Genomic DNA, 4,434 nt, shown 5'->3' with positions numbered 1-4,434 from the left:
TTTGTTTATAACACACCCCCCTGCCGAGAGACTCGTCTATGTGCCCCACGTGGCGCTCTCCCAGGTCAACATCTTCCGCGGCGCCAGCCCCCAGGAGTCCCTCCAGCGGGTCTTCGGCGGGCAGGTCGCCGGCCAGGCGCTGGTGGCCGCCGGCCGCACCACCGAGAGCGACCGCCCGGTCCACTCGCTGCACGCGTACTTCCTGCGCCCGGGCATCCCCGGGGTGCCGATCGTGTACCAGGTGGAGCGGGTGCGCGACGGGCGGTCCTTCACCACGCGCCGCGTCACCGCGGTCCAGCAGGGCAAGACGATCTTCAATCTCACCGCCTCCTTCCATCATCCGGAGGAGGGCAGCATCGAACACCAGCTGCCTCCCCGACTCGACTTCCCCCACCCCGAGACGCTCCCGAAGGTCGTGGACGAGATCCGCGAGCACTTGGGCGCGCTGCCCGAGGCACTGGAACGGATGGCCCGCCGCCAGCCGTTCGACATCCGGTACACGGACCGGCTCCGCTGGACTCCCGAGGAGCTCAAGGACGCCGATCCGCGCAGCGCGGTGTGGATGCGCGCGGTCGGCCCGCTGGGCGACGACCCGCTCGTGCACACCTGCGCCCTCACCTACGCCAGCGACATGACCCTCCTCGACGCCGTGCGCATCCCCGTGGAGCCCCTCTGGGGCATGCGCGGTTTCGACATGGCCTCGCTGGACCACGCCATGTGGTTCCACCGGCCGTTCCGCGCCGACGAGTGGTTCCTGTACGACCAGGAGTCGCCCATCGCGCACGGCGGCCGGGGCCTGGCCCGCGGCCGCATCTACGACGTGGAGGGCAGGCTGCTGGTCTCCGTGGTCCAGGAAGGCCTCTTCCGCCCGTACGGCGAGAACGCGGCCAAGCCGGCCGTGTCCCCCCAGTAGTCCGACCCGTCCCCGAAGAACTGAGCACGCCCATGCCCACCTCCGCCCTCCCCTGCCCCTGCGGACTGCCCGCCGCCTACCCGGAGTGCTGCGGCCGCTTCCACTCCGGTGCGCAGCAGGCGCCCACCGCCGAGCTGCTGATGCGCTCCCGCTTCAGCGCGTTCTCCGTCGGTGACACCGCCTACCTGCTGCGGTCCTGGCACCCGAGCACCCGGCCCGGCCGGCTCGACCTGGATCCCGGACAGCGCTGGGAGCGCCTGGAGATCCTCGCCACGGAGCGCGGCGGGATGTTCGAGACGGAGGGTTCGGTGGAGTTCCGGGCGCACTACCGCGAGGGCCGGCACTCCGGTTCCCTGCACGAGCACAGCGCCTTCACGCGGGAGGCCGGGGCCTGGGTCTACGTCGGCCCCCTCTCCCCCGTCGACTTCGACTGAGCGCGCGCCCCGGTCAGCGCGAAGTCCAGGCTGGTGCGGTACCAGTGGATCTCGTCCGGCAGCTCCGCCCGCAGCAGGCGGAGCGCCACGGCGGCCGCGGCCGGGGCCTGTGGATGCCCGTACGGCGGGGGCGGGGCGAGCGCGGCGAGGACGGTCCGCTCCTGCGGATCGGGCACGGCCTCCCGCAGCTCGCCCTCCGGGAGTACGGAGGCGACGACGGCGGCCCGCTCCCAGGGGTCGGCAGTACGTCTCAGCAGCAGCCCCACATGCCGACCGCGCCATTTCCGGGGCCTCAGGTCCGCCCTGGCCTCCAGCAGCTCCCGGTCCGCCGGGGGTGCGCCCCCGCGCAGCATCGCCGCCTCCCGGCCCGCGAACTCCCGTAGCTCCGCGTCCAGATAGAGCCACACCACGCTCCGGTAGCGGTTGATCCGGTATCCCACCGGGGTGATGTGCCCGCAGCGCGCCAGCCGGGTGAACCGGCCCGGGCTGACGCCCAGCACCACGCCCGCTGCCTCGGATCCGGCCACGGCCTCGACCCGCGCGCGCAGCGTCGCCGGGTAGCCCTCCGCCGACCGGATCCGCTCCAGCTCCGCCCGGGTGTAGCGCGCGGGCCCTCCCGGCGCCGGCGGCCCGGCGCGCACGATGCCCAGCTGGACGGCCCGGGCGAACTCGGTCCGGGTCAGCCCCAGTTCCCGGGCGGCCCGGGCGCCGCCCACCGCCGTATGCGGCAGCGGTTCCCCCCGTAACACCGGCGGCCCGGCCGTCCGGACCACCGGAAGCGCCCCGGCCTCCGGCAGCACCCCGGCCCCTGGCAGTGCCCGGGCCGCTGAGCGAGACCGGACCACCGGGTGAGCCCGCGTCCGTACCCCCGAGCCGGCCGGCACCCACGCCCGCACCCGCACCCCTGTGTCCGGCAGCGCGGTCCCCGGCTGCGTCGCGATGTCCATGACGGTCCTCCCCCACACGAGACGATTACTCTGTGTGAAGACCGTAACCCAGTGCTACGACGGTCGGCGAGCCCTGTGGAAAACTCGCGATCAGCCCCCGGTGATCCGCCGCTCCGCCACACCCAGGTGTTCGCCGACCCGGTTGACCAGCAGCGTCATCTCGTACGCGACCTGACCGATGTCGGCCTCGGCAGCGCTGAGCACGCACAGCGAACTCCCCGCTCCCGCCGCCATGACGAACAGGACGCCGTCGTCGTACTCGACCATCGTCTGCCGCACCTCGCCCGCCCGGAAATGCCGGCCCGACCCCTTCGCCAGGCTCTGCAACCCCGCCGCCACCGCCGCCAGATGCTCCGAGTCCTCCCGGGCCAGCCCCGCGCTCGCACCCGTCACCAGACCGTCGTTGGAGAGCACCACCGCATGCCTGACCTGCTGGACCCTGCGGGTCAGATCGTCGAGCAGCCAGTCGAGCTGCTTGTCCAGTGCCATTTCGAGCCCCTCCCCGTCGACGCCGCCGCCATGGCGGCGCCCCACCCCGCGTAGTAAGTGCCGCCAGCCTTCCCCACCAGCGCCTTTGGGGCAAGGAGGATGTCCCCATGGCGAAGAAGATGACTCAAGAGGAATGGCGGGCATTCGTCTCGTACGGGACCCGCACCGGCAAGCTGTCCACCGTGCGCGAGGACGGCAGCCCGCACATCGCCCCCGTCTGGTTCCTCCTCGACGGCGATGCGTTCGTGTTCAACACCGGGAAGAGCACGGTCAAGGGACGCAACCTGCTGCGCGACGGCCGCGTCGCGCTCTGCGTGGACGACGACCGTCCGCCGTACTCCTACGTCCTCCTCCAGGGACGCGCCGAGATCAGCGAGGACCTGGAGGAAATGCTCCCCTGGGCCACGAGAATCGCCGCCCGGTACATGGGCGAGGAGCGCGCCGAGGCCTTCGGCCGCCGCAACGCCGTCCCCGGCGAACTCCTCGTCCGCGTCCCCGTCGACAAGGTGATCACCGTCGACGGCATCACCCACTGACCCGGGGCCGGGCACCGCCTCCCCGCCGCACGCCCCTCACACCGAATCGGCCTGCGGCCCCACCGAGTCCAGCAGCCGGGCGGTGTGCACCCGCCCGGCGTACTCGACCAGCCTGATCAGCACCTCCTTCCCCGAATCCTTGTCCCGCACATCGCACAGCACCACCGGCGTCCCGGACTCCAGGTCCAAGGCCTTGGACACCTCGTGCGCCCCGTACCTGCGCGCGTCCGTGAAGCAGTTGACAGCCACCACGAACGGAATGCGCCGGTCCTCGAAGTAGTCCACCGCCGGGAAACAGTCCTCCAGCCGGCGCGTGTCCGCGAGCACCACCGCCCCCAGCGCGCCCTGCGACAACTCGTCCCACAGGAACCAGAAGCGGTCCTGCCCCGGCGTTCCGAACAGGTACAGCGACAGTCCGGACCGGATGGTGATCCGCCCGAAGTCCATGGCCACCGTGGTGGTCGTCTTGTGGGCGACCCCGCCCGTGTCGTCGACCAGTTCGCCCGCTTCGCTGAGCAGTTCCTCCGTACGCAGCGGGCGGATCTCGCTGACCGCGCCGACCATCGTGGTCTTGCCGACCCCGAACCCGCCCGCCACGAGTATCTTCAGCGCGAGCGCAGCCAGTTCCCCGTCGTCCTCCTGATCCACATCCGGCCCGCCGGGTCCGTCGTGGTGTTGTTCCATCACAGCGCTCGCAATCCCTCGATGACTTCACGCAAAATCCGCTCGTCCGGCAGCCGGGCGGGCGGCACCGGCCGGCTGACCTTGACGTGCCCGCCCTCCAGCAGGTCCCCGAGCAGCACCCGCACCACGCCCACCGGCAGGTCCGCGTCCGCGGCGAGTTCCGCCACCGACTGGGTCTCGGAGCGGCACAGCCCGAGCAGCGCCCGGTGTTCGGGGCCCAGCAGCGACTCGGCCGCCACGTCGGGACCGTCGGCGTCGACGACCACCAGCGCGATCAGGTCGAACCGGACCCCGTGGGGCCCCGGCTTCGTCCGCCCGCCCGGCATGGCGTACGGGCGGACCATCGGGCCCGCCTCGGCGTCGTACCCCGGGCCGCGCCCCGGCCGGCCCGCCCCGCGCAACCCGCGGCCCGGGGGCGCGCCGCGACACAG

The 4,434-nt window shown here is 72.5% G+C and carries 7 protein-coding genes; 3 read left to right on the top strand and 4 right to left on the bottom strand.

Annotated elements, in window-relative coordinates:
* Window positions 1–7: 7 nt before the first annotated feature.
* Together ACFXA3_RS36655 and ACFXA3_RS36650 are read left to right on the top strand one after the other, a co-directional pair.
* On the top strand, window positions 8–913 hold the full coding sequence (locus tag ACFXA3_RS36655) for an acyl-CoA thioesterase (protein ID WP_385194515.1): 906 nt from the start codon (window positions 8–10) through the stop codon (window positions 911–913).
* Between the two features lie 32 nt (window positions 914–945).
* Window positions 946–1,347: a YchJ family protein gene (locus ACFXA3_RS36650; RefSeq protein WP_385194509.1), complete on the top strand. Its 402-nt coding sequence runs from the start codon at window positions 946–948 to the stop codon at window positions 1,345–1,347.
* Here ACFXA3_RS36650 and ACFXA3_RS36645 read toward each other — a convergent pair.
* Both ACFXA3_RS36645 and ACFXA3_RS36640 read right to left on the bottom strand, forming a co-directional pair.
* Window positions 1,311–2,063 (bottom strand): DUF6397 family protein, encoded by a 753-nt coding sequence (locus ACFXA3_RS36645; RefSeq protein ID WP_385194507.1) that lies wholly within the window; start codon window positions 2,061–2,063, stop codon window positions 1,311–1,313. The genes ACFXA3_RS36650 and ACFXA3_RS36645 overlap by 37 nt on opposite strands.
* Before the next feature lie 321 nt (window positions 2,064–2,384).
* Window positions 2,385–2,783: a roadblock/LC7 domain-containing protein gene (locus tag ACFXA3_RS36640; RefSeq protein WP_385194504.1), complete on the bottom strand. Its 399-nt coding sequence runs from the start codon at window positions 2,781–2,783 to the stop codon at window positions 2,385–2,387.
* A 107-nt stretch (window positions 2,784–2,890) separates the two neighbouring features.
* On the opposite strand from ACFXA3_RS36640, the gene ACFXA3_RS36635 reads away from it, so the two are divergent.
* Window positions 2,891–3,319 carry a PPOX class F420-dependent oxidoreductase gene (locus tag ACFXA3_RS36635; protein ID WP_385194501.1) on the top strand — a complete coding sequence of 143 codons (429 nt, stop codon included), beginning with the start codon at window positions 2,891–2,893 and terminating at the stop codon, window positions 3,317–3,319.
* Window positions 3,320–3,355: 36 nt separating this feature from the next.
* On the opposite strand, the gene ACFXA3_RS36630 is transcribed toward ACFXA3_RS36635, so the two are convergent.
* Complete coding sequence (locus ACFXA3_RS36630; RefSeq protein WP_385194498.1) at window positions 3,356–4,003, bottom strand: ATP/GTP-binding protein; 648 nt, start codon at window positions 4,001–4,003, stop codon at window positions 3,356–3,358.
* Complete coding sequence (locus ACFXA3_RS36625; RefSeq protein ID WP_385194512.1) at window positions 4,003–4,347, bottom strand: DUF742 domain-containing protein; 345 nt, start codon at window positions 4,345–4,347, stop codon at window positions 4,003–4,005. Before ACFXA3_RS36625 ends, ACFXA3_RS36630 begins: the two co-directional genes overlap by 1 nt.
* Window positions 4,348–4,434 lie beyond the last annotated feature (87 nt).

It is taken from the genome of Streptomyces sp. NPDC059456, from assembly GCF_042750055.1.
Taxonomy (GTDB): Bacteria; Actinomycetota; Actinomycetes; order Streptomycetales; family Streptomycetaceae; genus Streptomyces.
Note: the sequence above shows the minus strand (reverse complement) of the source record. Positions and strands in the feature narration are given on the sequence as shown.

Coding starts and splice junctions, on each gene's coding strand:
- ACFXA3_RS36650 (WP_385194509.1), top strand. CDS start 946: ATGCCCACCTCCGCCCTCCCCTGCCCCTGCGGACTGCCCGCCGCCTAC.
- ACFXA3_RS36640 (WP_385194504.1), bottom strand. CDS start 2,783: ATGGCACTGGACAAGCAGCTCGACTGGCTGCTCGACGATCTGACCCGC.
- ACFXA3_RS36635 (WP_385194501.1), top strand. CDS start 2,891: ATGGCGAAGAAGATGACTCAAGAGGAATGGCGGGCATTCGTCTCGTAC.
- ACFXA3_RS36630 (WP_385194498.1), bottom strand. CDS start 4,003: ATGGAACAACACCACGACGGACCCGGCGGGCCGGATGTGGATCAGGAG.
- ACFXA3_RS36625 (WP_385194512.1), bottom strand. CDS start 4,347: ATGGTCCGCCCGTACGCCATGCCGGGCGGGCGGACGAAGCCGGGGCCC.